19 protein-coding genes and 1 tRNA gene are annotated in these 22,993 nt (G+C 62.2%); 8 read left to right on the forward strand and 12 right to left on the reverse strand.

Annotated elements, in window-relative coordinates:
• Nucleotides 1–407 precede the first annotated feature (407 nt).
• The 3 genes from ACNFCH_RS22065 to ACNFCH_RS22075 all read right to left on the reverse strand — a co-directional run bounded on the left by ACNFCH_RS22065 (nucleotide 408) and on the right by ACNFCH_RS22075 (nucleotide 4,415).
• The gene (locus ACNFCH_RS22065; protein ID WP_337158678.1) at nucleotides 408–1,457 is read right to left on the reverse strand and encodes a GlxA family transcriptional regulator; all 1,050 of its coding nucleotides are present in this window, start codon (nucleotides 1,455–1,457) and stop codon (nucleotides 408–410) included.
• 111 nt (nucleotides 1,458–1,568) lie between these two features.
• Complete coding sequence (locus tag ACNFCH_RS22070; RefSeq protein ID WP_416743815.1) at nucleotides 1,569–3,230, reverse strand: choline dehydrogenase; 1,662 nt, start codon at nucleotides 3,228–3,230, stop codon at nucleotides 1,569–1,571.
• 21 nt (nucleotides 3,231–3,251) lie between these two features.
• Nucleotides 3,252–4,415, reverse strand: coding sequence for an aromatic ring-hydroxylating oxygenase subunit alpha (locus ACNFCH_RS22075; RefSeq protein ID WP_416743817.1), 1,164 nt, complete (start codon nucleotides 4,413–4,415; stop codon nucleotides 3,252–3,254).
• A 258-nt stretch (nucleotides 4,416–4,673) separates the two neighbouring features.
• On the opposite strand from ACNFCH_RS22075, the gene ACNFCH_RS22080 reads away from it, so the two are divergent.
• Nucleotides 4,674–4,750: transfer RNA gene (locus ACNFCH_RS22080), tRNA-Val, on the forward strand.
• 649 nt (nucleotides 4,751–5,399) lie between these two features.
• Nucleotides 5,400–6,473 (forward strand): GlxA family transcriptional regulator, encoded by a 1,074-nt coding sequence (locus ACNFCH_RS22085; protein ID WP_416743870.1) that lies wholly within the window; start codon nucleotides 5,400–5,402, stop codon nucleotides 6,471–6,473.
• 103 nt (nucleotides 6,474–6,576) lie between these two features.
• Here the strand turns inward: ACNFCH_RS22085 and ACNFCH_RS22090 are convergent, their stop codons facing one another.
• From ACNFCH_RS22090 to glaH, 5 genes are all read right to left on the reverse strand, one after another.
• On the reverse strand, nucleotides 6,577–7,521 hold the full coding sequence (locus ACNFCH_RS22090; protein ID WP_416743819.1) for a copper resistance protein B: 945 nt from the start codon (nucleotides 7,519–7,521) through the stop codon (nucleotides 6,577–6,579).
• Nucleotides 7,511–7,831, reverse strand: a complete 321-nt coding sequence (locus ACNFCH_RS22095) for a hypothetical protein (RefSeq protein ID WP_416743820.1) — start codon at nucleotides 7,829–7,831, stop codon at nucleotides 7,511–7,513. The genes ACNFCH_RS22090 and ACNFCH_RS22095 overlap by 11 nt, the downstream gene beginning before the upstream one ends.
• A gap of 15 nt (nucleotides 7,832–7,846) precedes the next feature.
• A complete protein-coding gene (locus ACNFCH_RS22100; RefSeq protein WP_416743822.1) occupies nucleotides 7,847–9,568 on the reverse strand; it encodes a copper resistance system multicopper oxidase in 1,722 nt (573 codons plus the stop codon).
• 448 nt (nucleotides 9,569–10,016) lie between these two features.
• On the reverse strand, nucleotides 10,017–11,258 hold the full coding sequence (gene lhgO / locus ACNFCH_RS22105) for an L-2-hydroxyglutarate oxidase (RefSeq protein ID WP_416743824.1): 1,242 nt from the start codon (nucleotides 11,256–11,258) through the stop codon (nucleotides 10,017–10,019).
• 55 nt (nucleotides 11,259–11,313) lie between these two features.
• The gene (gene glaH, locus ACNFCH_RS22110) at nucleotides 11,314–12,300 is read right to left on the reverse strand and encodes a glutarate dioxygenase GlaH (RefSeq protein ID WP_070091507.1); all 987 of its coding nucleotides are present in this window, start codon (nucleotides 12,298–12,300) and stop codon (nucleotides 11,314–11,316) included.
• Nucleotides 12,301–12,482: 182 nt separating this feature from the next.
• On the opposite strand from glaH, the gene csiR reads away from it, so the two are divergent.
• The 6 genes from csiR (at nucleotide 12,483) to ACNFCH_RS22140 (ending at nucleotide 18,484) form a co-directional block, all read left to right on the forward strand.
• Nucleotides 12,483–13,175 carry a DNA-binding transcriptional regulator CsiR gene (gene csiR, locus ACNFCH_RS22115; RefSeq protein WP_337158713.1) on the forward strand — a complete coding sequence of 231 codons (693 nt, stop codon included), beginning with the start codon at nucleotides 12,483–12,485 and terminating at the stop codon, nucleotides 13,173–13,175.
• A 390-nt stretch (nucleotides 13,176–13,565) separates the two neighbouring features.
• On the forward strand, nucleotides 13,566–14,120 hold the full coding sequence (locus tag ACNFCH_RS22120; RefSeq protein ID WP_337158685.1) for an XRE family transcriptional regulator: 555 nt from the start codon (nucleotides 13,566–13,568) through the stop codon (nucleotides 14,118–14,120).
• Between the two features lie 28 nt (nucleotides 14,121–14,148).
• Complete coding sequence (locus ACNFCH_RS22125) at nucleotides 14,149–15,495, forward strand: glutamine synthetase family protein (protein WP_416743827.1); 1,347 nt, start codon at nucleotides 14,149–14,151, stop codon at nucleotides 15,493–15,495.
• 79 nt (nucleotides 15,496–15,574) lie between these two features.
• Nucleotides 15,575–16,348, forward strand: a complete 774-nt coding sequence (locus ACNFCH_RS22130; RefSeq protein ID WP_337158687.1) for a gamma-glutamyl-gamma-aminobutyrate hydrolase family protein — start codon at nucleotides 15,575–15,577, stop codon at nucleotides 16,346–16,348.
• 72 nt (nucleotides 16,349–16,420) lie between these two features.
• The gene (locus ACNFCH_RS22135; protein ID WP_337158688.1) at nucleotides 16,421–17,779 is read left to right on the forward strand and encodes an aspartate aminotransferase family protein; all 1,359 of its coding nucleotides are present in this window, start codon (nucleotides 16,421–16,423) and stop codon (nucleotides 17,777–17,779) included.
• A 150-nt stretch (nucleotides 17,780–17,929) separates the two neighbouring features.
• Nucleotides 17,930–18,484, forward strand: a complete 555-nt coding sequence (locus ACNFCH_RS22140) for a helix-turn-helix domain-containing protein (RefSeq protein ID WP_070091501.1) — start codon at nucleotides 17,930–17,932, stop codon at nucleotides 18,482–18,484.
• Between the two features lie 89 nt (nucleotides 18,485–18,573).
• On the opposite strand, the gene phnX is transcribed toward ACNFCH_RS22140, so the two are convergent.
• From phnX to psrA, 4 genes are all read right to left on the reverse strand, one after another.
• A complete protein-coding gene (gene phnX, locus ACNFCH_RS22145; protein ID WP_337158689.1) occupies nucleotides 18,574–19,401 on the reverse strand; it encodes a phosphonoacetaldehyde hydrolase in 828 nt (275 codons plus the stop codon).
• A gap of 75 nt (nucleotides 19,402–19,476) precedes the next feature.
• Nucleotides 19,477–20,352, reverse strand: coding sequence for a LysR substrate-binding domain-containing protein (locus ACNFCH_RS22150; RefSeq protein WP_337158690.1), 876 nt, complete (start codon nucleotides 20,350–20,352; stop codon nucleotides 19,477–19,479).
• Nucleotides 20,353–20,402: 50 nt separating this feature from the next.
• Nucleotides 20,403–21,698 carry an MFS transporter gene (locus ACNFCH_RS22155; protein ID WP_416743831.1) on the reverse strand — a complete coding sequence of 432 codons (1,296 nt, stop codon included), beginning with the start codon at nucleotides 21,696–21,698 and terminating at the stop codon, nucleotides 20,403–20,405.
• Nucleotides 21,699–21,810: 112 nt separating this feature from the next.
• A complete protein-coding gene (gene psrA, locus ACNFCH_RS22160; RefSeq protein ID WP_416743833.1) occupies nucleotides 21,811–22,899 on the reverse strand; it encodes an iron-containing alcohol dehydrogenase PsrA in 1,089 nt (362 codons plus the stop codon).
• Nucleotides 22,900–22,993 lie beyond the last annotated feature (94 nt).

A 22,993-nucleotide genomic window follows, 5' to 3' on the forward strand; every position in this document is an offset into this window, starting at 1 on the left:
GCCGCTGGCTCCCACATCAGCCCCGCCCGTGGCGGGGTTCCCTCTTCATTGCCTTGCGGGGCTTCGCGGCCTCCGGCTGGCTGCGCCAGCCTCCATCTCGCGACTTCGGCTACGCCGAAGGGCGCTACGCGCCCGCCCCTACAGACACCTCCACTCGGCCTCCTGAGGTCGCGATTGGTGATGCCTGGTCCATCGCGCATCAACGGCAACGGCAAATAAGCTAATTATTTGTTGGGAGTTCCGGCCTATTCGCGGGTAAACCCGCAGGTCAGCGCCGGGGCTCAGCCGTGCAAATACCAGCCCTGGCGCAGGCACAGCGGTGTTGTTGAGAGCACCGGAGACCCTGTGGGCGGGTTTACCCGCGAAGAAGGTGCAGCTGCCCCAAAGATCCGCTGCACGCCACGAGACTAGATCGCCAATGGCTGCCGATCATGCCCCAACGGCTGGCGCATGACCGGCGCGTTCAAGCTCTGCGAACGGTCGTTGCTCGGCGCGCAGCCAAACTTGGCGCGGTAGGCGCGGGAGAAGTGCTCCAGCGAGCCGAACCCTGCGCTGGCCGCGACCTGGGCGACGCTCATGCGGGTCTGCTGCAACAGGTTGTGCGCCCGCGCCAGGCGCAGGCTGAGGTAGTACTTCAACGGCGTAAGGCCGGTGTGCTGCATGAACTGGCGCTCCAACTGCCGACGCGACAGCGCCACCCGCTCGGCGATGGCCTCGCAGCTCAGCGGCTCTTCCAGGTGCTGCTCCATCAGTTCGATGGCTCGACCCATCTTGCCGGCCTGGGCATGCAGGCTGCGGCGATAGCCCTCGGCTTGCTGGACGTGTGGCTCGCGCACCTGCTCGATGAGCATGTGCATGGCCACTTCGCGCGCCAGGTTGCCGCCTGCCAGGTTGTCCAGCCAGTTCAGGACCATATCCAGCACGGCCGTGGCGCCCGCGCAGGTCAGGCGCTTGCGCCCCAGCGAGTAAAGCTGCGCACAGGCCTGGACCTTGGGGTAGCTTTCCTGGAAACCTTGCAGGTTGTCCCAATGCACCGCAGCTGGATGGCCATCGAGCACACCGGCTGCGGCGAGCAGTTCGGTGCCGGTCTCGATGCCGATCATGATCGCCCCGAACGCGGCCTGGCGCTTGATCCAGGCCTTCAGCGCCGGATTGCGTGCGTGGCGGTGCACATCGAAGCTGGCAATCACCGCGCAGGCGTCGAATTCGGTGTGCTCGCCGATGCCGGCCTGGGCGCTGGCCAGCAGGCCGTTGCTGGCGGGCACGGGCTGGCCATCCACCGAGAGCAGGGTCCATTGGAACAGGCTACGTTGGGCCAGCCAGTTGGCGATCGAGAGCGGCTCGATCAGCGAGGCCAGGCCGAAGTTGGAAAATGACGGCAACAACAGGATGCCGATGCGCAGGGGAGGGCTGGCAGGGCCCTGCCACTGAAGGCCAAGGGTTTCGGATCGCTTCATGGTTGCACCAGGCTCGACAATGGGCGTCGGCTGCATGGGCCGGCGCCTCGTTCACGGAAAAGGCCCGCTGCGCCTATCCAAGCGCAGCGGGCCGGCTTTGGCAAGCACGCTTCAGCGCTGACGCTCACGCCAGTGCGGGTGGATCCATACCGGCGCATCGCTGGCGGGCAACGCGCCATGGCCACGGATCAGGTCACTGGCCTTCTCGGCAATCATCACCGTGGGCGCGTTGGTGTTGCCGCTGACGATCTGCGGCATGATCGAGGCGTCGACCACCCGCAGCCCACGCAGGCCATGCACGCGCAACTGCGGGTCGACCACCGCCTCCGGGTCGTCGGCCGGGCCCATCTTGCACGTGCCACTGGCGTGGTAGCCGGTCTCGGTGACGCGCCGCGCCCAGGCGTCGAGCTGCGCATCGCTCACCTGGTCGGCACCGGGGACCAGTTCGTCGCCCGCATAGGCGCGCATCGCCGGTTGCGCGAGGATCTCGCGTACCAGGCGGGCACCGGCACGCATGTCGGCGCGATCGCGTTCGCTGGTGAGGTAGTTGAACAGGATGCGTGGCGCCTGGTGCGGGTCGGCGCTGAGCAGGCTGACGCTGCCCAGGCTGGTGGGACGCATCAGGTCGATGTGCACCTGGAAGGCGTGCTCCGGCACCAGGTCGACGCTGCCTGGCTGTACGGCCAGGGGCATGAAGGTCAGTTGCAGGTCGGGAAACTCCACCCCCGCCCGCGAGCGGATGAAGGCACCGGCCTCGAAATGATTGCTCGCCGCCAGGCCATCGTGGCTGGCGAACCAGCGCGCGCCGATCAGCCATTTGCCCGGTGCCCGCGTCCAGGGGTAGATCGACACCGGCTGCTTGCAGCGGTACTGCACCACGGTATCGGGATGGTCGTTCAGGCGTTGGCCAACCCCCGGCAGGTCGCGCACCACGGGGATGCCCAAGCGCTCCAGGTCCTGGGCCGGACCGACGCCGGAGAGCATCAGCAGTTGGGGCGAGTTGATGGCGCCTGCGCTGAGCAGCACCTCCTGGCGCACGCGCACCTGGTGTACGGCGCCGTCCATTTCGAACTCCACCCCGTAGGCCTGGTCGCCGTCGAAGAGAATCCGCCGGCTCAGCGCCGAGGTGGCGACTGTGACGTTGCCACCTTGGAGGGCTTCGGCCAGGTAGCCGCGTGCGGTGCTCCAGCGCTTGCCGTCGCGGGTGGTGCGGTCGACCGGACCGAAGCCTTCCTGGCGGTAGCCGTTGAGGTCGGTGCTCGCGCCGTAGCCGGCTTGCTGGCCGGCTTCGATGAAGGCCTGGCACAGCGGTGGCGAGGTGTCGCCGGGAGTCACGTGGAGCAGCCCGGCGCCGCCACGGTAGCTGTCGGCGCCGTCCCGATGGTTTTGCGCACGGATGAAGTACGGCAGCACCTCGCGATAGCTCCAGCCCTGGCAGCCGTGTTCGGCCCAGCCGTCATAGTCGCGGGCATGGCCACGGATGTAGACCATGCCGTTGATCGACGAGGAGCCGCCCAGGGTGCGCCCGCGTGGCGTGCCGATGCGCCGACCGTCCAGGCCCGGCTCCGGTTCGCTGTTGTAGCGCCAGTTGAAGCGCGTGCCGCCCACCACGATGCCCACGGCCGAGGGCATGTCGATGGTCCAACTGGCGTCCGGCGGGCCGGACTCCAGCACCAGGATGCGCAGCGCCGGGTTCTCGCCCAGGCGCTTGGCCAGCACGCAGCCGGCCGAGCCGGCGCCGATGATCACATAGTCGTATTCATGCCCGAGCATAAGGCTCTCCCATGACAGCGGTCAGCGGCCTGCGCCGATCCCGTCGAACACCAGCTTGTGGAAGTGATGCACCAGGTGCTCGCTCTCGTTGCTGCGCTCGGCATCGATCATGTAGCGGCCCTGGTCGTAGCCGAGCGAGCGCAGGCCTTTCTGCACACTGATGTTGAGCTCGATGTCTTCCGGGCCCAGGTCCTCGTTCATCCACTTCATGCAGGCGTGGGAAACCGCCGGGACCTGTTCGTGCGGGCTGTAGTAGCCAAAGCGCAGCAGCGAGCGTTCGGCGTCCAGCGGAATCATGATGAAGGTGCCGAGGAACTCGGAGAACGGGAAGGTATAGAAGGTGTTGTTCGGCCACAGGCCAATGTTGAAGAAACGCTCGTCCGGGTTGCGCGGCCCGCTGAGTTTCACGCCATAGGCTTCTTCGGCCTGCAGGTTGGCCGGGGCGATGTAGGTCCACCAGTTGTCGCGCTTGGTCAGGCGGTAGCCTTTGAAGTCGATCAGCTTGGCCAGGTCGATGTGGCAAGGACCGGACAGTTTGAAATGATACCCCTCGATGGAGTTGTCCATGATCACCTTCCAGTTGGCCGGCACGATCACGTCCTGCTCCTCGATCAGGCGCATCTTGCCAAGCTCGGGGAAGACTGCACGCATCTGTTCGTCGGCGCCGGGGAACAGTTCGGCCAGCGACGGCGCGTCGGCATCGAAGTTGAAGTAGACGAAGCCACCGAGTTCTTCGACGCGGACCTTGGGAATGTTGAACTGCTGCTTGTCGAAGGCGATCAGCCGTTCACTGCGCGGGGCGCTGCGCAGGCTGCCGTCCATTTCGTAGCACCAGGAGTGATAGGCGCAGCGCAATACCCGCGTGTCGCTGCCACGGCGTACGTCCAGCAGGCGATTGCCGCGGTGCTGGCAGACGTTGTGGAAGGCATTGATCTTGCCATCGTTGCCGCAGGCCACCACGACGCTCTGGTCGAAGATGTCGCAAACCACGAATTGCCCGGGCTCTGCGAATTCGTTGCGATGGCCCGCCAGGTGCCAGGCGCTCATGAAGATGCGGTCGCGTTCGGCGGCGAAGATCTGCTCGTCGAAGAAGTACCGCGAGGGCAGGGTGAAAGCCTGTTCCGGGCGCTGTTCGGCCCAATCTGCAACGCAAGTGCTGTGTTTGAACTGCTCGACGGATTGCATGGCTGGTCTCCTCCAGACACTGCCCCTTGGGTTCGGGTAGGGGCTTGCTCGGGAGTTAATCTAGGGGAGGGCAAAGGGCTGCTCTTGATGGAAAGCGACAACATTCGCCGATGTTGGCGGGAGCGCTTGGCTGATCCCGGGGTCGCTTCAGGGCGCGGTCTTTGCCCTTTGCCAGGCATCGCTCGCAAAGGTTTTGATTTTTTTGAAAAAAATGCTTTACAGGTTGGGGGAGCCCCCTTAATATGCGCGCCACACGACAGGCACATAGCTCAGTTGGTTAGAGCACCACCTTGACATGGTGGGGGTCGTTGGTTCGAGTCCAATTGTGCCTACCAAACAAAGTCCCGGGGCTCCCGGGCACGAGAAGGGCGATCCGAAAGGGTCGCCCTTTTTCGTTTGCAGAATTTTCGCAGATGTCCACCTCAAGACAGCTCATTTCGGGCTTGTCGTCCTCCATTCGCAAACGCTTCGCGCTTGCCGATTTCATCTATTCGCTTGCTCGCGCACAACAGCGGAGCGATTCGAAACCTTTCCCGCCCGGCGACACTAGACGGGTCGCCCATGAGCAAAAAAATGGCGTAAACAGATCACGCACCCCGTAAACCGAGCACGTACATTGACTCTATAGAAAGTAAGAATAAATAGCCGATAAGCGTATGACAGATCACGCAAAACTACGGCGAACTCAGTGATAGCCAAATCTTGAGCGCCTCCCGAGCGAACGCTTCTTTCAAGTCGATGATCCGCACCTTTTTGGTGCTCAGAGCTCGTTCGCGTGCGAGGCATTATTGTTGAACAACGGTTCAAAAATAATCGACAAGGCGTCTCTGCGACCGCAGGAATATCGTTCCAGTTTTCGAATAACTAAAAAAATAAATTTTAATGTCTCGATGACCTCGAGAACTATTAAAAGTGGCCCCTCGTGGGCGCTCGCCTGCATGTCGAAGAGGTATCTGTATGTCGTCGCACAAGGACGGAAAGCCCATGCCAAGTGGCTCTCCTCCCCAGTCCATCGGCTTTCTTCTGCTGGACAGCTTTACTCTGATTTCCCTGGCATCGGCCGTCGAGCCACTGCGCATGGCGAACCAACTTTCCGGTCGGGAGCTGTATCGGTGGCACACCCTGACCGTCGATGGTGGCCAGGTCTGGGCCAGTGATGGCTTGCACATCATCCCGGATGCGGCCATGCAAAGCGCACCGGCCATGGATACCGTGATCGTCTGTGGTGGCGTCGGCATCCAACGTACGGTCATGCGTGAACACATCACTTGGCTACAGGCCCAGGCGCGCAAGTCTCGTCGCTTGGGCGGTATATGCACCGGCAGTTGGGCGCTTGCTTGCGCGGGGCTGTTAGACGGTTTCGATTGCAGTGTGCACTGGGAATGCCTGGGCGCGATGCAAGAGGCCTTTCCGCGGGTGAACATGAGTACCCGTTTGTTCAGCCTGGACCGTAACCGCTTCACCAGTTCGGGAGGGACGGCCCCCCTGGACATGATGCTGCACCTGATCAGTCGCGAGCACGGTCGTGAACTCTCGGCCGCCATCTCGGAAATGTTCGTGTACGAGCGCATTCGTAACGAGCAGGATCATCAGCGCGTGCCGCTCAAGCACATGCTGGGTACCAATCAGCCAAAGTTGCAGGAAATCGTCGCGTTGATGGAGGCCAATCTGGAGGAGTTGATTGATTTGGATGAGCTGGCAACGTATGTGAATATTTCACGGCGTCAACTTGAGCGATTGTTCCAGAAAAACCTGAACTGCACACCTTCCCGTTATTATCTGCGGTTGCGCCTTGTTCGTGCGCGGCAATTGCTCAAGCAAACGCATATGTCAATCATCGAAGTGGCCTCGGTGGTGGGGTTTGTCTCCACGCCGCACTTTTCCAAGTGTTATCGAGAATACTTCGGGGCACCACCTAAAAACGAAAGAGCCACCTCCAATACTTCTCAAAAGCTGATGGCGGGTGATGACGCAGCTGTATCAGAGGACACCACCAAAAGTTCGCTTGACCAAGCACAAAGCGAGTCGACTTTCGCAAGCGTGAAGTTAAAGCTATAACACCGCGCAAAAATGGATAGGGAAGGGGCGGCGAGTCCACCCGCAAGTCCCCCTTCAGCTCCCATGGGGCGCTTTTCCATTACGGTGCTTGTCATTTAACGGCTCAGAACCACATTCGAATGCCAGCAACGAAGCGCGTCTCTTCGACATCCCCATCTTCGTCGCGAATCAGGTCAGCGGTCTTGCCGTAGGAGCGGCTCCAGGTAACGCCGATGTACGGGGCGAACTGACGTACGATTTCATAACGCAGACGCAGGCCGACCTCGGTATTGGCAAGGCCCGAGCCGACGCCACGCCCAGGATCGTTCTTGCCATAGAAGTTGGCCTCGGCGGTGGGCTGCAGGATCAGTCGATTGGTCAGGAGGATGTCATACTCGCCCTCCAGGCGCGCGGCCGTCTGACCGTTCTCGCCAATGAACGCGGTGGCTTCGGCTTCGAAGTCATAAAGCGCCATGCCCTGCACGCCAAACGCTGCCCAGGTCTGGGGTGATTCGGGTTTGAAATCCTGGCGAACCCCGGCAACCACGTCCCACCAGGGGCTGATGGCGCGACCGTAGAGCAGTTGCAGCTCGGCATCTTCGGTCACCCCGTTGGTCCGTTCGCCTTCGGAGCGGATCCACAGCCGGTTGATATCACCTCCCACCCATCCCGAGGCCTCCCAGGCCAGCGCGCTGCCTTCATCAGCGTCCTGGTACTCGAGTTGATCCAGCAGGAAGAAGCTGTTGATCGCGCTGTCGTGCATCTTGTGCCCGTCCAGCGGGGGAAACGCGGCCTTGCGATCGGCGTCGGTGAGGACCGGAATGGGGGTTCGACTGGTTGTCCGGGGGGCGTCGTCGGTGCCAGGGTTCATCATCGAATGATCCATGGCACCGTGGTCCATCCCCTCCATGCTGCCATGGCCCGTCTTGCCGTGGTCCATGCCCTGCATGGCGCCGTGATCCATCGCCGTATGCTCCATTTCTTCAGCCGCAAAGCTCGGCATCCCGCTCAGTGCGCTGAAGGAGACGGCCAATGCCATGAGCGAGGGCCGTACCCGCCTAGTGGCCATCTTGCCCTGCCTTGGCTTTGTCGCTGCCCTGCGATTCCATCATCTTGCGGTGGTCCATGCCTTTCATTGAGTCATGGTTCATGCCCTTCATCGAGTCAGGGTCCATGCCTTTCATTGAGTCATGATCCATACCCTTCATCGCGCCGTGGTCCACACCCTTCATGGCATTGTGCTTGCCCGCAGCGTCGGTGGACTTCTGCACCTGCTGCTCAGGGGTATCGCTGGACCACGAGGACGGGGTGTAGGCAGCCAGCAGGCCCGCGAGCGCGGCAGAGAGCACAAAGGCGTTTCGTTTCATGGGGTTGCTCATTTTCAGATCTCCAGTTCATTCGTCCACACGCACTTCTCGGAACATGCCCATTTCCATGTGGAACAGCAGGTGGCAGTGATAGGCCCAACGACCCAAGGCGTCCGCCGTCACGCGGTAGCTTCGTTTGGCGCCGGGGGGGATATCGATCGTATGTTTTCGGACCTTGAAGTTGCCGTGCTCATCTTCCAGGTCGCTCCACATGCCATGCAGGTGGATGGGGTGGGTCATCATGGTGTCGTTGACCAGCGTGATGCGAAGGCGCTCGCCGTACGTGAGGCGCAGCGGCTCGGCATCGGAGAACTTGATGCCGTCGAAGGACCAGGCGAACTTTTCCATGTGGCCGGTGAGGTGCAGCTCGACGGTCCGCCCCGGCGCTCGCCCATCCGGGTCAACGAAGGTGCTGCGCAGGTCCGCGTAGGTCAGCACGCGGCGGCCGTTGTTGCGCAGGCCAATACCTGGGTCATCGAGCTTTGGTGCTGGCGTCATGGTCTGCATGTCGACCAGAGGGTTGTTGGTTTCCGACCCCGGGTGGGCCTGCATGGCGCTGGCCATGGCGGCCATCGAGCTGTGGTCCATCCCAGCCATCTGGCTGTGATCCATGCCGCTCATGCTGCCGTGGTCCATGCCCATGTCGCTCATCGAAATGAGCGGGCGGGGATCGACCGCGGGGACGGGCGCCTGCATCCCGTCGCGCACCGCCAGGGTGCCTCTGGCATACCCGGTACGGTCCATGGACTGGGCGAAGAGGGTGTAGGCCTGCGCGTCCTCGGGCTCGACGATGACATCGTAGGTCTCAGCCACGGCGATGCGGAACTCGTCGACAGAGACGGGATCGACGTGCTGACCATCCGCCGCGACCACCGTCATCTTCAGGCCGGGGATCCGCACATCGAAGTAGGTCATGGCGGAGCCGTTGATGAAGCGCAGGCGAATTTTTTCGCCGGGCTTGAAGAGAGCGGTCCAGTTACCCTCGGGTGACTGACCGTTCATGAGGTAGGTGTAGGTGTAGCCGCTCACGTCGGCGAGGTCGGTGGGGCTCATCTTCATTTCAGCCCACATCGTGCGATCGGCCACGGCCGCCGACCACCCCATTTCGCTCACGTCGTCGACGAAGTCGCCAACGGTGCGCTTGTGGAAGTTGTAGTAGTCGGACTGCTTCTTGAGCGTGGACAGAACCCGGGCAGGATCCTCATCGGTCCAATCGCTGAGCATGACCACGTAATCGCGATCATAGGTGAACGGCTCGGGTTCCTTGGCATCGATGACCAACGCACCGTACACCCCGGCTTGCTCCTGCAGCCCGGAATGGCTGTGGTACCAGTAAGTGCCGTTCTGCTGGACCTTGAACCTGTACTCGTACATACCGTCTGGGGCGATGCCATGGAAGCTCAACCCCGGCACCCCGTCCATGTTCGCCGGCAGGATGATGCCGTGCCAGTGAATAGAGGTGTCCTGCTTCAAGCGGTTGCGTACACGCAGCGTGACGGTGTCGCCCTCGCGCCAACGAAGAGTGGGGCCGGGCAGCGAACCGTTGATGACCATTGCCGTACGGGCGGCCCCCGTGATGTTGACCGGCAGATCGGCGATAGACAGATCGAACTCGTTGCCCACCAGCACGTTGGGTTGGCCGCGGCTGGTCACGGCCCAGACCGGCATGCGCCACATGCCCAATCCACCCAGCAGTCCGGTCGCGGCCAGGCCTTTGACGAAGGATCGTCTCGTGGTTTTGCTTTGCATGCCGTTGCGTCCAGTCAGTCAGATTATTCGCGGATGGGCAGGCGGTTGGATCACAGTCCTTGGCCCCGATAGCACTCGCACACGCGTTTATAGGCTTTACGTTAGGCAGACGGCGCTGTCAGGAACCTGAGCTCGGCATTACAGATCTGTCAGGTGTTGCGAGCGGCATCAGGCCCATGCTCAAGGACGAGTTGATCCACGGTGGCGTGCTGTCACGGGCTATGGCTCACGATGGACTGAGTGGCGCTTGCTCAGCGCATCAACACCCAACACAGCAGACGACCGCCCTGCTGGGCTCATGCTTCCAGCAGGGCGGTCGGGCGGGGATCAAAGTACGAAGAAGGCGATCAGCAGGCTGGCCAAAGCGAGCAGCTCCAGCCGGTGCCCCTGGGTCAGTTTCGCCAGCAAGTGGAAGGTCGAACGGCCTTGCGGACGCAACAGCCTGTGTTCAAACGGCTTGGGCCTGAAGTGCCGGCACGGACGTTTTCTTGAATTCATCGCCGACGATTTCCTGGACCTTGGAAACGATATAGGCCCCGATCGGAATGGCTGAGGTGGCCGCCGGGGAGGGCGCATTGCAGACGTTGACGCTACGGGCCGTGTTGACGAACAGGAAATCATCGATGAGCTTGCCGTCATTGGACACCGCCTGGGCCCGCACACCGGCCGGGTAGGGCTTGAGGTGTTTCTTCTCCAGGCTCGGGCAGTACTTTTGCACGGTCTTGAGGTAGGCCCCTTTGAGCAGCGAGTTTTTCATCTCGATCAGCCCCGGGCGCAGGTTGTCCTTGAGCACTTTGCGGATGCCGCGGTGCCCCAGCATGCTGCCCAGGTCGCTCAGGGAGACATCGGACTTGCGATAGCCCTCGCGTTTCATGGCCAGCACCGCATTCGGCCCGACCGTGACGGTGCCATCGATCATGCGGGTCAGGTGAACACCCAGGAAGGGCATGGAAGGGTCCGGGATCGGGTAGATCAGGTGGTTGACGATCCGGTTGTGCTCAGGCGGCAGCAGGTAATACTCGCCACGGAACGGGCAGATGGTGAAGCCAGGCTCTACGCCGAGCATGCGCACGACCCGGTCGGCCATCAGGCCGGAGCACGACACCAGGTAGCGGGTCGTGTAGGTGTCTCGGTCGGTCTTGACGACGATCGAGTCCGCCTGTTCGACCAGTCCGGTGACTTCGGTATCGAACTGCAGGGTGCCGCCTTTTTTCTCGAACTGCCTGGCCATCTGGGCGGTCACGGCAGCGTAGTTCACGATGGCGCTGGAGGGCACGAAGATACCGCCCAGGCCAACGATGTTCGGCTCGCGCTCACGCAACTCGCCGGCCGAGAGCCAGTGGCGCTCCAGGCCATTGGCGGCGGTGCGCTCCCATAAGGCGCGCATGCGCTGCATCTCCAGCTCGTTGGTGGCGACGAGCAGTTTTCCGCAGTTGTCATAGGGAATGGCGTGCTCATCGCAGAAGCGTTTGGTGGCCTTGTTGCCTTCCAGGCAGAACTTGGCCTTCAGGCTGCCGGGGGTGTAGTAGACGCCCGCATGGATCACACCACTGTTATGGCCGGTCTGGTGCTGGGCTGGGCTGCTCTCTTTCTCGAGCAGCAGCAGACGCGCTCCAGGGTACTGGTCGGCCAGTTGCATGGCCGTCGACATGCCCACGATGCCGCCGCCGATGATCACGAAATCGTACATGAGTCTGTTCCTTGCAAGTGGCCTCGGGCCCTAGGCGCCGAGGCCACGCTGAGCATCAGTTGGAGGTCTGGCCCCGGTGGTGTTCCATTTTCGGGAAGCTGAAGTAGCCGCGCTGGCGCATCAGCTCCCGACGCAGGCCCGGGTGAGCGACGAAGCGGTCACGGCCATGCAGCCAGAACAGGTTGTTGATCAGCAGGAACGAGCCGACCGGAACCGGAATCGACACCTTGGTGGCGCTGCCTTCGAGGGATTCGCCCAGCTGGAACAGCCAGGTGCCTTCCTCGTAGTTCTCCGGCTGTACGAACTGGTCGATGTAGCGCATGGTCGGGCGCCCCATCGAGTCGGTGTCGAACACGGCATGGAACACATCCTCGCGGGTGTTCTTGCTCGGTGGCGCGGTCCAACGCATCACGCGACGGGCCAGGGGATGTTTGTAGAAGGTGTCCAGGTCGGCCCAGTCGTCCAGGTGCTGCAACAGGGAGTTGCCGCCTTCCATGTTCTGCTCGTCGATTTTCATCATCAGCACGTAGTCGGTGATCTGGTTCACGAACGTGCCGTCGTTGTGCAGCTCCATCACCCGGTGTGGCTGGCGCAGGTAGCTGTCGGAATTGTCGACGTTCTCGACCACGAAGCGCGCGTAGAACTGGCCGCTCATGGCATCGAAGTTCGAACGCCCGAGCAGGTGGGCCACTGCAGTGGAGAGCTTCACCATGTCTTCGGCCTGGGTGACGTTGTCCAGGCCCTCGGGGATGACCAGCAGGCCGCCGGTGCTGCGATCGAGCAAGGTATTGACGATGACGGGGCGCAAGGTGCCTTGGCACAGGTCGTCGAGGATCTTGCCGAACTGGAAGCGCAGGAACGACTTGTACTCCAGGGCTTGCACCGGCCATTGGGCAACGGCGGCGACGAAGGCGTCGACCGTTTCCTTGGCAAAGCGCAGTTCCAGCAGGCGTTCGGACTGGGAGGTCGATTGCAAGGTGAAGCCTTGCAGCAGGGCGGGTTGCTCGAGGGCAGGCATATCGATATGGGCGAGGGCGTTCATGGCGACTCCTTGTTGACCGGGCGAATGGTGGAGGACGGGTCAGGTCGTGGAGCAAAAATATCGCTGAAATATCAAAATGTCTACATTTTTAACTTTCGTCGTAATTCTGTGTTTTTGTATGCGATCTGCGTGACGTGACGGAGTTCGGTATGATAGGCGCGCCTAGCAAGAGAGCCCTCTGGATGGACCACACAGACCTCGCTGAAACCGCATCAGATGCCGCCTATTCGCGCTTGAAATCCGACATTCTCCGAGGCGTCTTCCGCCCGGGTGAAAAACTCTTGATGAGCGCCTTGAAAGACCGATACGCCGTCGGCGTGGGGCCGATGCGGGAGGTGTTGGCGCGGCTGGTGGGAGAGCGGCTGGTCGGTGCCATCAACCAGAAGGGCTATCGAGTGGCACCGATGTCGCTGGACGAGATGCTCGACGTCTACACCGCCAGGGCTCACCTGGAGGCCTTGATCGTCGGGCTGGCGGTGGAGAAGGGCGATGAAGCCTGGGAAGCGTCCATCGTGGCGTGCTCGCACACGCTCTCGAAGGTGGTCGAACTGCATACCCCACAGGAAATGGTCGATATCTGGGATGCCCGGCACAAGGCCTTCCACAATGCCATCGCCAGTGGCTGCGGTTCCAAGAGCCTTCTTCAGGCACGTGCCTTCCTCCAGGATCAGGCCGAGCGCTACCGGCAGATCTGGCTCAAGCGCACAGTGCTGTCCGAAGAGGCGCTGCGGCTCAAGCGCGAAGAGCATGCCGAACTGGTCAATACCATCCTGGGGCGCGATGCCGCCAAAGCCAGCAAGATGATGCTGGAACACCTGATGACACCGGTCCCCATCATCACGCGGATCATCGAACGCGAATCCGACGTCTTGTAGCGAAAACACCAGGCGAGAGCTTCGCACTCGATCGCAGGCTCGGTGCTGCCCTTGAGCGCAGCGCCGAGCCTGCAGTGGGGAAGATACGCGACGCCTTGCGGATCGACGCGCGCGTTGTGGGAGCGGCGGTTCGGCGCTCCGATTCACCCGCGAATACCGGCAAAGCCAGTGCCATCCTCCAGGGGGGCTGCTTCGCGGGTAAACCCCCACCCACGAATCCTGCCTCATCCTCCCCGGTAAAAAGCCGACCTCACCCCGATCTCATCTGAACATGTCTGCACCTGTGCTCGAGGTGGCAGTCGTTTTGCCGCGCCTGGCTTGACGCGTGAAAATTTTCATGTATTTTTTCATGAAAAATAAATCCAATAATTTCACGACTACCCCTGAGCGATGAAGATGGACGAAGAAGTTGAAGCCCTGGCGATCCTCATTCATGACCTGCGCAAGTTCAAGAATCTGACGCTGGGCGAACTGGCCGAGCGCATCGACCGTTCGGTCGGTTTTCTTTCCCAGGTAGAACGCGGCGTCTCGCGCCCAACGGTGGCGGACCTCACCGCCATCAGCGAAACACTCGGCGTATCGACCGCGTACTTCTACAACCTGAGCAAGCCCCGCGCCGTCAGCTGGGTGACCCGCCCCCACGAGCGGCGCACGCTGTACTTCGGCTCGGGCATCACCGATGTGCTGGCGTCGCCGACGATCTCGGGCGCGTTCTCGATGCTCGACAGCCGCCTCGAGCCTGGCGCGAGCAGTGGCGAGCAGCACCTGAGCGACCGTTCGGAGCAGGGCTGTTTCGTGCTCGAGGGCGAACTGACGGTCTGGCTGGAGGACGGCGAGGCCGTGACGCTTCACGCCAACGACAGCTTCCAGCTGCAACCTCACGCGAAGTTCCGTTACGCCAACCTGACGGACAGGCTCACCCGCGTGCTCTGGGTCTTCAACTGAATTCGTTTCACCTCACAAGGATAAGAAGATGAGTGTCATCTTTCCGGATCTGCTGACTGAAGTGCGCACTTTCCGCGCCCAACACCCAGACGTGCGTTACGTCGACCTGATTGCGCTGGATATCCCCGGGCATTTCTATGGCAAGCGCTACCCCATGGACATGCTCGAGAAAGTGGCCGCAGGCGCCCCTTTGAAGTTGCCGCAGAACTGCGTGTTGCTGGGTACCCAGGGCGGCCTCTACAAGATTGGTGACTATTGCTTTGCCGATGGTGACCCGGACGCACCGCGACGCCTGGTGCCTGGCACCCTGAAGCCCGTGCGCTGGGAAAAGGAAGTGATCGCCCAGATGATGATCACCTCCGATGGCACCGCCAAGCCGATCGAGTTCGAGCCTCGCGAAGTGCTGGCCCGTGTGCTGCAGCGCTTGGCCAGCCGTGGCATCCGCCCGGTAGTGGCTTTCGAGCTGGAGTTCTACTTGTTCGATCGCACGCTCAAGGACGGCCTGCCACAGTACCCGCGCGATACCGCGACCGATGACGGAGACGACCAGCCGAACATGCATATCGAACGGCTGTCGCGATTCTCGTCCGTGCTGCACGAGATGGTCGATGTGGCGAACGAGCAGGGCGTACCGGCCAACGTCATCACCGCGGAGCTTGGCCCTGGTCAGTTCGAAATCAACTTCTCCCACAGCGACGATGCGCTGAGCGCGGCGGACTGGTCGGCCTTGTTCTGTCGCAGCACTCGCGGTGTTGCCATGAAACATGGCTATCGCGCCAGCTTCATGAGCAAGCCCTACCTGGACGCTCCGGGCAGCGGCATGCATGTGCATGTGAGCCTTTACGATGCGGACGGAAACAACCTTTTGGCCGGTTACGGGCAGCGCAACCTGCGCCATGCCGTGGCCGGTTGCCTGGAGTTGCTGCCCCATTGCATGCCCATCTTCGCCCCCAACCACAATGCCTATCGCCGCTACGGCGCCATGGTCAACGCCGCGAGCGTGGCGAGCTGGGGCTTCGAGGACCGAGATGCGTGCATTCGCATTCCCGAGTCCGACCCACGCAACTTGCGTATCGAACACCGTCTGGCCGGCGCCGATGCCAACCCCTACCTGGTGTTGGCGGCCATCCTGACCGGGATGGAGCACGGTCTTGATCGCGGCGTCGAACCCATCGCACCGCTCAACGACGACCGCACGAGCGGTATCGACTTCCCCAAGGACGCCCTGAGCGCACTGACGGCCATGCGCAACCATCCGGTGGTCAATGAAGGGTTGGGCAGTGAATTCGTGATGGTCTATTGCGAAAACAAACGCCAGGAACAATTGGATTTCATGAATGCGATCAATGCGCGTGAATATCGCTGGTTCTTGTAAGTTCCAGTTTCACCCGATTGCGCTGCACTTTCTTTCAAAAGTTTGAATATAACTCGCAATAGATTTGCCGGAGGATGATATGCCACGCGTGCCAGTTATCGGCATCACTGCATGCACTCGCATGATTGAACAACATGCGACCCAGACGATCAGTGAGAAGTATGCGCGCGCCGCGGCCAAGGCGGCGTGTGGCTTGCCCATCGTGATTCCCAGTCTCGGTGAGCTGATGGATACCGCCGACATCGTTGACACAGTGGATGGGCTGATCTTCACCGGCTCGCCGTCCAACATCGAACCGTTCCATTACAACGGCCCGGCCAGCGAGCCGGGCACCCATCACGACCCGCTGCGTGATGCCACGACCTTGCCGCTGATGCGTGCGGCCATCGCCGCCGGCGTGCCGGTGCTGGGCATTTGCCGTGGGTTCCAGGAAATGAACGTGGCGCTGGGCGGCACACTGCACCAGAAGGTCCATGAGACTGGCGTGTTCATGGACCACCGCGAAGGCAAGGATGAGCCCGTTGACCAGCAATATGGCCCGCGCCATGCGATGCATATCCAGCCAGGCGGCCTGATGGACCGTATGGGCCTGCCCGCGATCATCGACGTCAACTCCATCCATGGCCAAGGCATCGATGTGCTGGCGCCAGGACTGAGGGTGGAGGCGATCGCACCGGACGGGCTGGTGGAAGCGATCTCGGTTGTAGGCAGCAAGAGTTTCGCCCTGGCCGTTCAATGGCATCCGGAGTTTCGGGTACTGGAAAACCCGCATTACCTGACGATCTTCCAATCGTTTGGAAAAGCCTGCCGGCAACGCTCGGTATTGCGTCAGTTGATGTTGAAAACAGCCTGAGCCGTGGCCGTTATCGAAACGTTGAAAGTTTCCCCGCAGCCCGGCTGCGCCTATTAAAGGAGAGCATTAAAAATGAGTGAAAAGAATTCGCAGACGCTTGCCTGGCAAGCCATGAGCCGTGACCATCATCTGGCGCCGTTCAGCGACGTCAAGCAACTGGCCGAAAAAGGTCCGCGCATCATTACCTCGGCCAAGGGCGTCTATCTGTGGGACAGCGAAGGCCACAAGATCCTCGATGGCATGGCGGGCCTGTGGTGTGTGGCCGTCGGCTACGGTCGTGACGAGCTGGCCGATGTGGCCGCCCGGCAGATGAAAGAGCTGCCGTACTACAACCTGTTCTTCCAGACCGCGCACCCGCCAGCGCTGGAGTTGGCCAAGGCGATCGCCGATGTGGCGCCCGAGGGCATGAACCATGTGTTTTTCACCGGCTCCGGCTCCGAAGGCAACGATACCGTCTTGCGCATGGTTCGCCATTACTGGGCGATCAAGGGCAAGAAAGACAAGAAGGTCATCATCGGCCGCATCAACGGCTACCACGGCTCCACCGTGGCGGGCGCCGGCCTGGGCGGCATGAGCGGCATGCACCAGCAGGGTGGCCTGCTTCCGGATATCGTGCATATCCCGCAGCCGTACTGGTTCGGTGAAGGCGGCGACATGACCGAGGCCGAGTTCGGCGTGTGGGCGGCAGAACAACTGGAGAAGAAGATCCTGGAAGTGGGCGAAGACAATGTCGCTGCTTTCATCGCCGAGCCGATCCAGGGCGCGGGCGGCGTGATCATCCCGCCACAGACCTACTGGCCGAAGATCAAGCAGATCCTGGCCAAGTACGACATCCTGTTCGTGGCCGACGAAGTGATCTGCGGCTTCGGCCGTACCGGCCAGTGGTTCGGTACCGACTACTACGACCTCAAGCCCGACCTGATGACCATCGCCAAGGGCCTGACGTCCGGCTACATCCCCATGGGCGGTGTGATCGTGCGGGACGAAGTGGCCAAGGTGATCAGCGAAGGCGGCGACTTCAACCACGGCTTTACCTATTCCGGCCACCCAGTGGCAGCAGCGGTGGGTCTGGAAAACCTGCGTATTCTGCGCGATGAGAAGATCATCGAGCAGGTGCGCGACGTCACCGCCCCGTACCTGCAGCAGCGTCTGCGTGAGCTGGCCGATCACCCCTTGGTGGGCCAAGTGCGTGGCCTGGGCATGCTGGGCGCGATCGAGCTGGTCAAGGACAAGGCCACGCGGGCCCGCTACGAAGGCAAGGGCATCGGCATGATCTGCCGCCAGCACTGCTTCGACAATGGCCTGATCATGCGCGCCGTGGGCGACACCATGATCATCGCTCCACCGTTGGTGATCAGCATCGAAGAGATCGACGAGCTGGTGGAAAAAGCCCGTAAGTGCCTGGACCTGACCTACCAGGCTGTCCAGTAAGCCCATGGCCCCTCGGCAGGCGCTCTGCCGAGGGGTACTTTCTGCCTCCCGCTACCCCAATCCATCCCCTTCGATCCTTGATCTTGCCTTGCACGGCCCACTCCAATACCCTCCGTCGACACCATCGCTCCCTACCTCCATGACCAAACGATGAAAGTGCACGAAGAAATTGAAGGGCTCGCCATACTCATTCGCGATCTGCGCAAGTTCAAGGGCCTGACCCTGGGCGAGCTCGCGCAACGCATCGGTCGTTCGGTAGGCTTTCTGTCCCAGGTCGAGCGCGGTGTTTCCCGCCCAACCGTGGCGGACCTGACCGCGATCAGCGAGACACTCGGTGTTTCGACGGCCTACTTCTATAGCCTGGAAAAACCCCGTGCGCTGGACTGGGTCACGCGTCCGGATGAGCGCCGCACGCTTCATCTGGGCGGGGGGATTACCGATGTGCTCGTGTCGCCCACCATCGCCGGCGGTTTCTCCATGCTCGACAGCCACCTCGAACCCGGGGCCTCGAGCGGGGAAGAGTACCTGGACGACAGTTCGGAGCAGGGCTGTTTCGTGCTCGAAGGCGAACTGACCGTCTGGCTGGATGAAGGCGATCCGGTGACGCTTTACCCCAATGACAGTTTCCAGCTCCAACCCCATGCCCGTTTCCGTTATGCCAACCTGACGGACAAGCCGACCCGCGTGCTGTGGGTGTTCAACTGATTCGCACGCCGTACGGGCCCATGTCCCAGGTCACCGCCAATGCAAGCAAGCCCGCACAAAGCGGGCTTGCGCGTTAGGGGCTGTGGAAATCAGTGCCCTTGTGGCACCTCTCCCTTCGCCAGGCGTGCATTGATATCGGCGATGACTTCAGGCAGTTCGGCGATGGTTTCGATCAGGTAATGCGGGCGCGAGCCTTCGAACGACTGACCGATGCGCAGGCGTTCCTGTGCCAACCGGTCCGCCGGCAGGGCTTTGTATTGCTCGTAGGTCAGCCCCAGCGCATTGCCCGAGCAGGTGAGGGCGACCGTCCACATGCCGGCACGGCGACCTTCGAGAATGCCCGGCCAGGTGTCGTCGACCTTGACGCACGCCGCGACGTCATCGATGCCCAGGGCAATCACGTTGGCCAGCGCCTGGGCCGGGTGAGGGCGGCCATTGGGGACTTCATCGGTGGCCACCACATGGTCGGCTTCGTAGCCGTTGGTCTTGGCCAGGGCCACGACCTTTTCCATCACCACTGCCGGATAGCCGGAGCACGAGCCGATCTTCAGGCCTTGCGCGCGCAGCTTCAGGATGGTCTCCAGCGCGCCGGGAATCAGCGCCGAATGCTCGGCGATCTTCTCGATTTGCAACGGCATGAAGCGGTTGTAGATCGCCGTCACGTCCTGGTCGGTGGGGTAGCGGCCGAAGATCGCGTGATAGCGCGCGGCGATCTGCGGCAGGTCGCACAGGGTGCGGATGTGGTCCCACTTGCCCATGCCCATCGGGCCACGGGCTTCTTCCAGGCTGACCTCGACGCCAAACTCGGCGAACGCCTCGACGAAGATCTGGGTCGGCGCGAAGGAGCCGAAATCGACCACGGTGCCGGCCCAGTCGAGCACGACAGCCTGCAGTTTGCTGGGGGTGTGATAGTTCATGGTGTTCTCCAGTGAGTGAAATTCAGGACGAGCGAGGCCAGCCCGCACGCGGCGGACGGCAAGCAGGACGAAACATCAGTGCGGGTCGAGGGCAGCGCAGGCGTCGAACAGTTCGCAGATGATCGGTCGATTGCGGCGAATGCCCAGGCAGCACAGGTAGTAGCTGATGTGGAACGGGTCTTCGACGAAGGCGATCGAGCGCGTGCCGGGGCGGTCGGCGTACTCCACCGCAGAGACGAAGCCAATCCCGATACCATGAACGACCGCATGCACGATCGCCTCGCGGCTGTTGAGCTGCATCGCGCAGTCGAGCGTCACGCCGTGCGCGTGGCAACCTTCCTCGACCAGCTGGCGCGTGCGAGAGGCCGGCTCGCGCAAGACCACACGCTGGTCGGCGATCTCCTTGACGCTGACCTGCTCGCGGTTGGCCCAAGGGTGGTCGTCGCGCACCACCGCAAGGATCGGGCAGGTGCGATACAGCTGCGTACTCAGGCGGTGGTCGAACTCCGACAGGGCCAGAATCGCCACGTCGATGTCGAAGTTGTACAGGCGCTCCAGCGTACCGGCTTCGCTGGTGAACGAGGTTTCCAGCTCGATGTCCGGGTACCGCTGCATCAGCGAATAGGTCAGGCTCATGGCAATCGGCGGGGAGACGGCGCCGATGCGCAGCATGCCCTGCTTGCGTTGGGCAAAGCTCTGCAGCAATTGCAGGGCTTCGTCCTCCTGGCCGAACAGCCCCTGCGTGATCTCGTACAACTGCTGGCCGGCAGGGCTGAGCTCGATGAAGCGGCCGCGACGGTGGAAGAGCTCCACCGAGAAGCGTTTTTCCAGCCCGCTGACCTGCTCGCTGATGGTCGGTTGGCCGATGTTGAGCAGCGTGGCGGCCTGGGTGAAGCTTCCGGTCCTGGCAACGGCATGAAAGGACCGCAACCATTTGTGGTACTGGTACATGGAGCCTCTCGGTCAGGGGCGCGCGGGCGATGACGGGCATGGTCACACCCTCAGCGCCGGACGAACAGGGCCACCAGGGCACTGCAGGCGCAGGCCGTGGTGACGACGATGAAGATCAGCGACGTATTGCCGGTAGTGTCCAGCATACGTCCAATCAACGGTTCGGCCAGGCCCGCGAACAGATAGGACGAGAAATTCATGATGCCCGTGGCGGTCCCGGCACGGCGTGCACCGACCAGGTCCGGGCACAGGGCCCAGAAACTCGACGCCGGGCCATAGACGAAGAACCCGCACAGGAACAGGGCCAGCAGGCCCATCGCGCTATGCGCCGGCAGGCTCCACATCCACAGGCTGGTGAGAGCGCCCAGGACCATGTAGAGCATGATCGCCAGGTAGCGCTTGCTGCCGAACAGCCGGTCCGAGACCCAGCCGTTGCTCAATGCCCCCACCGCCATGCCCACCGGCAAGGCGACGGTGATCCACTTCGGGTCGATGAAACTGTCGCCTTTCTGCCAGTTGGCGCCCAGAAAGTGCACTGGCACCCAGACGATCAACCCATAGCGCGCAGCGTTCTGGAAGCCCAGGGACACGGCGGCCACCAGCAGGCGAGGGTTCTTCAGTACGGCGAGGTAGCGTTGCCGGGAGGTTTCCTGGTCGGTGTGGTCGGCCTCGTTCCCACGGTCCGCCGCGTTGGCCACGCCGGTGTCCGCCAAGGGCTCGAAGCCCATGTCCTGTGGCCGCTCCCGTGCCACCAGGTAGAACACGATGCCACCGGCCAGCATCAGCAGCACCGGCAGGCGGAAGATCCATCGCCATTCCAGGTGCAGCACATCGATGACCACCACCGAGGTCACATACGACAGCACCGAGGCGCAGCCTGCGGCGAATACATAGAAGCCGTAGACCTTGCCGCGCTCTCCGGCGCCCCACCAGTTCGACAGCAGACGGCTTCCCGGCGCCCAGCCCAAGGCCTGGAAGTAGCCATTGACGCCCCAGGGCAGGACGAGGCTGAGGAAGCCGCCTGCAAAGCTGGTGACCCAGTTCGCACCGCAAGACAGCACGGCCCCCAGGCTCATGATGCGGCGCCCGCCGAACTTGTCGGCGAGGTTGCCGTTGATGGCTTGGCCGATGGCGTACATCCACAGCATGGCGCTGGAGGCCCAGCCGAGGGTTTCCTTGCTCAGGCCGAACTCGGCTTGGATGCCGGGGATGGCGAAGCCGAAGGTCTGGCGGCCGGTGTAGAAGAACAGGTAGCAGAACATCGCGGCCAACAGCATGCGCCATTGGGCGACACGAAAAGGCGTGGTAGCGGTCAGCGGGCCAGACAGGGTTTGTGTACGGTTCATGACGGTTTTCCTTCTTGTTCGTAGGCGCCGCCGTGAGGCACGGCGGGTCGGCACTCTTGTTCGGTGCAACAGGAAAGGGCGGTGGATCTGGCCACCGCGGTCTGGACGCGTATCAGGCGGCGTGCGAGCCGATGAAGTTACGGCCGCGTGCGCCCTGCATGGCGAAGTCGATCATCGCTTCGGCCTCGGCATCCGTCACGCCGTAATCCTCGAATTCGGTCTTGACCCCGAGGCGATGCAGAAACGTACGCAACCGTTGTTGCGCATCGGCCAGGTCGTTGCCGAACACTTGCTTGAGGGCTTGGTCACGTCCGGCGTCGCGCCCCCAGGCAAGGCCCAGCACCAAGGGCAAGGTGAAGGAGCAGGCAATGCCATGGGGCAGGCCATGGCGCAGGGTCATTTCATAGGAGATGGAATGGGCCAGGGCAGTCTTGGTGTTGGAGAAGGCCATGCCGGCCTTGAGCGCGGCCAAGGCCATGCGTGCGCGCAGTTCGCGGTTGCCAAGGTCCTGCTGAAGGCGCGGTAGGCACTCGAGGATGTCTTCGATGGCCGAAATGGCGAAGGTGTCGGAAATCGGGTTGGCGTTGTGGTTCCAGATCGACTCCAGCGCATGGGACAGTGCATCCAGGCCGGTGGAAACCGTCACCGAGGCGGGCACGCTGAGCATCAGGTCAGGGTCGATCAGCGCCACTTTGGGCCAGGTGCACGCCAGGTGCAGCGAGTATTTCTTCTGCGCGCCCGCATCCCATAAGGTCGCCCAAGGGGTCACTTCGCTACCGGTGCCGGCGGTGGTGGGTGCTGCAACCAAAGTCTTGCTGCGTGCCGGGGTGAACGGTTTGCCACTGGCCAGCAGCTCCAGCAGTTCGTCGAAGCGCCCCGAAGCGGTACCCACGATCAAGGCCTTGGCAGTGTCGATCGCGCTGCCGCCCCCCAAGGCAAGCACGGTGTCGCAGTCGGCGTTGTCCTGCCAGAAGCGCTCATGGACCGTGCGCAGCCAGGCGACATCCGGGTTGGGCTGGACGTCGTCGATCACACACAGCAGCCGCTCGCCGAGCAGGCCACGCACGCGTTCGACCAGGCCCAGTTGCGCGGCTTCGGGAAAGGTCACCAGCGCGACCTTGCCAGAGCACAGGGCGGGCAGGCGTTCCAGACTGCCACTGCCGAACACGGTGGCGACGGGGTTGTGAAAGAGAGAGGGCATGGGCGGTTCCTTGTTTTTGTTGTTGAACGGTGCGCCCATGCTCGGCGGCTTGTGGTTTTCGTTCCAATCGATTGATCGCAGGTACCTATCGGGT

This window comes from Pseudomonas sp. NY15354 (assembly GCF_048068075.1).
GTDB classification, from domain to species: Bacteria; Pseudomonadota; Gammaproteobacteria; order Pseudomonadales; family Pseudomonadaceae; genus Aquipseudomonas; species Aquipseudomonas guariconensis_C.

What these genes read in the sequence shown, in the direction of transcription:
- psrA (WP_416743833.1), bottom strand. Translation starts at nt 22,899, where the DNA reads ATGCCCTCTCTCTTTCACAACCCCGTCGCCACCGTGTTCGGCAGTGGC.
- ACNFCH_RS22065 (WP_337158678.1), bottom strand. Translation starts at nt 1,457, where the DNA reads ATGAAGCGATCCGAAACCCTTGGCCTTCAGTGGCAGGGCCCTGCCAGC.
- ACNFCH_RS22095 (WP_416743820.1), bottom strand. Translation starts at nt 7,831, where the DNA reads ATGAGCAACCCCATGAAACGAAACGCCTTTGTGCTCTCTGCCGCGCTC.
- csiR (WP_337158713.1), top strand. Translation starts at nt 12,483, where the DNA reads ATGGACCACACAGACCTCGCTGAAACCGCATCAGATGCCGCCTATTCG.
- ACNFCH_RS22150 (WP_337158690.1), bottom strand. Translation starts at nt 20,352, where the DNA reads ATGTACCAGTACCACAAATGGTTGCGGTCCTTTCATGCCGTTGCCAGG.
- lhgO (WP_416743824.1), bottom strand. Translation starts at nt 11,258, where the DNA reads ATGTACGATTTCGTGATCATCGGCGGCGGCATCGTGGGCATGTCGACG.
- ACNFCH_RS22140 (WP_070091501.1), top strand. Translation starts at nt 17,930, where the DNA reads ATGAAAGTGCACGAAGAAATTGAAGGGCTCGCCATACTCATTCGCGAT.
- ACNFCH_RS22130 (WP_337158687.1), top strand. Translation starts at nt 15,575, where the DNA reads ATGCCACGCGTGCCAGTTATCGGCATCACTGCATGCACTCGCATGATT.
- ACNFCH_RS22135 (WP_337158688.1), top strand. Translation starts at nt 16,421, where the DNA reads ATGAGTGAAAAGAATTCGCAGACGCTTGCCTGGCAAGCCATGAGCCGT.
- ACNFCH_RS22155 (WP_416743831.1), bottom strand. Translation starts at nt 21,698, where the DNA reads ATGAACCGTACACAAACCCTGTCTGGCCCGCTGACCGCTACCACGCCT.
- ACNFCH_RS22120 (WP_337158685.1), top strand. Translation starts at nt 13,566, where the DNA reads ATGAAGATGGACGAAGAAGTTGAAGCCCTGGCGATCCTCATTCATGAC.
- ACNFCH_RS22100 (WP_416743822.1), bottom strand. Translation starts at nt 9,568, where the DNA reads ATGCAAAGCAAAACCACGAGACGATCCTTCGTCAAAGGCCTGGCCGCG.
- phnX (WP_337158689.1), bottom strand. Translation starts at nt 19,401, where the DNA reads ATGAACTATCACACCCCCAGCAAACTGCAGGCTGTCGTGCTCGACTGG.
- ACNFCH_RS22085 (WP_416743870.1), top strand. Translation starts at nt 5,400, where the DNA reads ATGCCAAGTGGCTCTCCTCCCCAGTCCATCGGCTTTCTTCTGCTGGAC.
- ACNFCH_RS22070 (WP_416743815.1), bottom strand. Translation starts at nt 3,230, where the DNA reads ATGCTCGGGCATGAATACGACTATGTGATCATCGGCGCCGGCTCGGCC.
- glaH (WP_070091507.1), bottom strand. Translation starts at nt 12,300, where the DNA reads ATGAACGCCCTCGCCCATATCGATATGCCTGCCCTCGAGCAACCCGCC.
- ACNFCH_RS22125 (WP_416743827.1), top strand. Translation starts at nt 14,149, where the DNA reads ATGAGTGTCATCTTTCCGGATCTGCTGACTGAAGTGCGCACTTTCCGC.
- ACNFCH_RS22075 (WP_416743817.1), bottom strand. Translation starts at nt 4,415, where the DNA reads ATGCAATCCGTCGAGCAGTTCAAACACAGCACTTGCGTTGCAGATTGG.
- ACNFCH_RS22090 (WP_416743819.1), bottom strand. Translation starts at nt 7,521, where the DNA reads ATGGCCACTAGGCGGGTACGGCCCTCGCTCATGGCATTGGCCGTCTCC.